Source organism: Corallococcus praedator (assembly GCF_003612125.1).
Taxonomy (GTDB): domain Bacteria; phylum Myxococcota; class Myxococcia; order Myxococcales; family Myxococcaceae; genus Corallococcus; species Corallococcus praedator.
Map to the genome: position 1 here is coordinate 1 of NZ_RAWI01001214.1, position 416 is coordinate 416.

Below are 416 nucleotides of genomic sequence, written 5' to 3' on the forward strand. Positions count from 1 at the left end.
CCTGTACAAAGCTGCAAGACGCGATAGGGCAGCTTTAGCGCCTGCAACACGCCTTCTGCATCTTGAGTCAGCGATTGCAGCTCGGCTTCCGATCGATCGGGATGCACAAACTTAAACATCTCCACCTTATTAAACTGGTGCAGCCGAATCAGCCCGCGCGTATCGCGCCCGTAGCTGCCCGCCTCGCGTCGAAAACACGGCGTATAGGCACAGTGATGAATCGGCAGCGCTTCCGCATCAAGAACTTCCTCGCGGTAAAAGCTGGCGATCGGCACTTCAGCCGTCGGCGTCAGCCACAAATCATCGCGATCGCACTTAAAGCTTTCTTCCGCAAACTTGGGCAACTGCCCCGAAGCCGTCAGCGAAGCGCTATTTACCAAAATCGGCGGCAGCACTTCGATGTAGCCTTCCTGAAT

The 416-nt window shown here is 55.8% G+C and carries 1 protein-coding gene; it reads right to left on the reverse strand.

Annotated features, from left to right (window positions below; genetic code table 11):
- A partial coding sequence (locus tag D7Y13_RS43790) for an aminoacyl--tRNA ligase-related protein (protein WP_341870484.1) occupies window positions 1-416 on the reverse strand: 416 nt, incomplete at both ends.